Source organism: Rhodococcus sp. R1101 (genome assembly GCF_000278445.1).
Taxonomy (GTDB): Bacteria; Actinomycetota; Actinomycetes; order Mycobacteriales; family Mycobacteriaceae; genus Rhodococcus; species Rhodococcus gordoniae.
Map to the genome: position 1 here is coordinate 1 of NZ_AJVB01000360.1, position 3963 is coordinate 3963.

Annotated in this window: 4 protein-coding genes; 1 reads left to right on the top strand and 3 read right to left on the bottom strand. The window is 66.9% G+C overall.

Annotated elements, in window-relative coordinates; genetic code table 11:
* A partial coding sequence (gene rsgA / locus R1101_RS0117790) for a ribosome small subunit-dependent GTPase A (RefSeq protein ID WP_016934710.1) occupies positions 1–987 on the top strand: 987 nt, incomplete at its 5' end.
* Between the two features lie 72 nt (positions 988–1059).
* Here the strand turns inward: rsgA and R1101_RS0117795 are convergent.
* From R1101_RS0117795 to R1101_RS0117805, 3 genes are all read right to left on the bottom strand, one after another.
* Positions 1060–2295 (bottom strand): fatty acid desaturase family protein, encoded by a 1236-nt coding sequence (locus tag R1101_RS0117795; RefSeq protein ID WP_016934711.1) that lies wholly within the window; start codon positions 2293–2295, stop codon positions 1060–1062.
* 63 nt (positions 2296–2358) lie between these two features.
* The gene (locus R1101_RS0117800) at positions 2359–3639 is read right to left on the bottom strand and encodes a fatty acid desaturase family protein (RefSeq protein ID WP_016934712.1); all 1281 of its coding nucleotides are present in this window, start codon (positions 3637–3639) and stop codon (positions 2359–2361) included.
* A 30-nt stretch (positions 3640–3669) separates the two neighbouring features.
* Positions 3670–3963: 2Fe-2S iron-sulfur cluster-binding protein (locus tag R1101_RS0117805; protein WP_026003418.1), on the bottom strand; the 294-nt coding region annotated here is incomplete at its 5' end.

Genomic DNA, 3963 nt, shown 5'->3' on the forward strand with positions numbered 1-3963 from the left:
AGGCGGCGCGAGTACGACGAGTCCGACGTCCGGGTCCGCCCCGGGCGCGGCTCGCGGCCGCGCACGAAGGACCGCCCCGCCCACCGCAACGCGGAGGAGGGCATGGTCGTGTCCGTCGACCGGGGACGGTGGGGTGTCGCACTCGGCGGCGATCCCGAGCGGATCGTGACGGCGATGCGGGCACGCGAGCTCGGCCGGACCCCCATCGTGGTGGGCGATCGGGTGGGGGTCGTGGGTGATCTCTCCGGCCGTCCCGACACGCTCTCGCGCATCGTGCGGGTCGAGGAGCGCAGCACCGTCCTGCGACGCACCGCCGACGACACCGATCCGTTCGAGCGCATCGTCGTCGCCAACGCCGAACAGCTGCTCATCGTGGTCGCGTTGGCCGATCCCCCGCCCCGGACCGGACTCGTCGAACGCGCACTCGTGGCGGCCTACGCCGGCGGGCTCACTCCCCTGCTGGGGCTCACCAAGAGCGACCTGGCCGATCCCGACGAGTTCGCCGCGCACTTCGCGGATCTCGACATCCCGGTACTGCTGGTCGGGCAGGACGACGATCTCACCGCCCTGCACGATCGGATCGACGGTCGTCTGACCGCGCTGATCGGGCACTCCGGAGTCGGCAAGTCGACGCTGGTGAACCGGCTCGTCCCCGACGCCGACCGGGCCACCGGCGAGGTTTCCGGGGTGGGCAAGGGACGGCACACCTCCACCCAGTCGGTGGCACTGCACCTTCCCGAAGGCGGCTGGGCGGTCGACACCCCCGGCATCCGGTCGTTCGGGCTCGCGCACATCGGCCCCGACGACGTCGTCGCGGCGTTCGCGGACCTGTCCGAGGCGGTCGAGGACTGCCCGCGCGGATGCACGCATCTCGGGCCGCCGGCCGATCCCGAATGCGCCTTCGACGCCCTGGAGGGCAAGTCGCACCGCCGGGCGACGGCCGTGCGCGAGCTGCTCACGGCTCTGGCTTCCAACGACGCCTGGTGATCGAACCCGGGTGACCGAACGAACCCCGGCACCTTCTTCGGGTGCCGGGGTTCGTTCTCGTTCTCGTGACCGCTAGCGCATGCCGAGCGCGCGGCGGATGAATCCGCGCTTGCGGGTCTTCTCGATGGTGGTGGCCAGACCCATGCGGCGACCGGTGACCGGATCGATCTCCGGCACTCCGCCGAAGCCCCGCTCGGAGGCGGTCTCCGGGGCGGCGTCGCGATCGTCCTTGAGGTACTTGTCGGGCAGTGACAGCTTGGCGATGGTGCGCCACGACTTCCAGTACTGCACCGCGAGCGGACCCGTGGTGTACGGCAGGTCGTACTTCTCGCACAGCTCGCGCACGCGCACCGCGATCTCGGCGTACCGGTTGGACGGCAGGTCGGGATAGATGTGGTGTTCGATCTGGTAGCTCAGGTTGCCGGTCATGAAGTCCATGACCCGGCCGCCGGAGATGTTCGCGGAACCGAGCATCTGACGCAGGTACCACTGGGCGCGCGTCTCGTTCTCGATGTCCTGCTTCGTGAACTTCTCCGCACCGTCGGGGAAATGACCGCAGAAGATCACCGCGTTGGTCCAGATGTTGCGCACGAAGTTGGCCGTCGCATTGGCTTTCATCGTGGACTTCCACGACTTACCGCTCAGCGCCGGGTAGACCACGTAGTCGCGCAGGTGCTGCTTGCCGAGCTTGGCGAGCACCTCCTTGCCGCGCGCCTTGGTCAGCTCGCGGTCGTCGCGTCCCTGGACGACCTTGCCGAGCTCGAGGAGCTGGATGGCGATGCCGTACTGGAACAGCGCCGCGAGAATCGCGTTGTAGGCGACGTTGCCGAGGTAGAACGGCTTCCACCGCTGGTCGCGGGTGACGCGCAGCAGACCGTATCCCACGTCGTCGTCCATGCCGAGGATGTTGGTGTACTTGTGGTGCAGGTAGTTGTGGGTGATCTTCCAGTGCGCCGACGGGTCGACGTTGTCCCACTCCCAGTTGGCCGAGTGCACCTCGGGGTCGTTCATCCAGTCCCACTGCCCGTGCATCACGTTGTGCCCGAGCTCCATGTTCTCGATGATCTTCGACAGGGAGAGCATGCCCGTGCCCAGCAGCCACAGCGGGCGTTTGTTAGAGCCGAGCAGCACGAGGCGCCCACCGATCTCGAGGCCACGCTGCAACCGGATCGTGTTGCGGACGTATCGAGCGTCGCGCTCACCGCGGGACTCCTCGATATCGCGCCGGATGGCGTCGAGTTCGCGGCCGATGGCCTCGACATCCGCATCCGTCAGGTGTGCGTACTCCTTGACATCCGATATCGCCATGGGAGCTACTCTACCGTAGGTTACGGCTCCGTAGGTTAGCCGAAATCGGCGCTGTGGCGCGAATCACACAGCCATGGAACGTCGCCGACGACCCGATTCACCACGGCGACGCCGACGCTCTGCTACCGCATGCTCGGCATGAACCCGGAGGGCCGTGAGCAATCCCCGGCGCCGGCCGGTGGACGCCTCGGTCGCCGGCGCCTCCGGGCGCCACCGGTCGAACTTGCGCTCGGAAGAGGTTTCCGGGGCGTCGTCGGAGGTCGCCTTCAGGAAGCGGTCGGGCACCGCGAGCTTGTGGATCGTGCGCAGGGCGAGCCAGTACTGCCGGGCGAGAGAGCCGGTGGTGTACGGCAGGTCGTACTTCCCGCACAGCGCCCGCACGCGCGCGGCGATCTCCGGGTAGCGGTTGCTCGGCAGATCGGGGAACAGATGATGCTCGATCTGGTAGCTGAGATTCCCGGTGAGGAAATCCATCGCGCGCCCACCCGAAATGTTTGCGCTGCCGAGCAACTGGCGCAGATACCACTCTCCGCGGGTTTCGTTCTCGTAGTGCTCCGTGGTGAACTTCTCGGCGCCGTCCGGAAAGTGGCCGCAGAAGATCACGAGATACGCCCAGATGTTGCGGATCACGTTGGCGGCGAGGTTCGCCGACAGCGTGCTACGCCAGGCCGGGCCGGTGAGCGCCGGGAAGAACACCAGATCCTTGACGACCTGCCGACCGGCCTTCACCGCGAATTCCTTGTTGGGCCCCGAGTTCCACTGCGCGGGCGGGACGCCTTCGAGTTCCTTCTTCGCAGAGAGATCGTGCAGCGCGATCCCCCATTCGAAGGTCAGGGCGAGGACGATGTTGGCGATCGGCTGCGCGAGATTGCGCGGACGCCACTTCTCGTCGCGCGTCATCCGCAGGATGCCGAATCCGACGTCCTCGTCCATGCCCACGATGTTCGTGTAGGTGTGGTGCGCGTAGTTGTGGGCGCGCTTCCAGTGCTCGGACGGGCCGGTCTGATCCCACTCCCAGGACGTGGAGTGGATCTCCGGATCGTTCATCCAGTCCCACTGCCCGTGCATCACGTTGTGCCCGAGCTCCATGTTCTCGATGATCTTGGCGAGCGACAGCGCGGCGGTACCGACGATCCAGCGCGACCGGCGGCCGGAACCGAACAGCGCGCAGCGTCCGACCACCTCCAGCACACGCTGCAGACGGATGACGGAATGGATGTAACGCGCGTCCCGGGGGCCGCGCGAATTCTCCACATCCCGTCGAATCGCGTCGAATTCGTTTGCGAGAGCAACGATATCGTCTTCGGTCAGGTGCGAGAACGCGCGGATGTCGGTGATGGCCAAGCGGGATCCTTCGGAGGTTGCTGTCGGTGTCTACACGTCCAGTGTGCAGTCGCCGGCAGCGGCGGAGATGCAGGTCTGGACGCGTTCGCCCTCTGCGTGTTCCTTGCCGGATCGCAGATCGACGACGTGCCCCTTCTCGAGCGGCACCACACAAGTCTGACAGATTCCCATGCGGCACCCGAAGGGCATCAGCGCGCCGACGCTCTCACCGGCCTCGAGAATCGTCGTGGCACCGTCCACGGTGACGGTCTTACCGGACTTCGCGAACGTGATCGTTCCGCCCGACCCCGAGGTATCGGCGCGGCTGACGGCGAACCGCTCGAG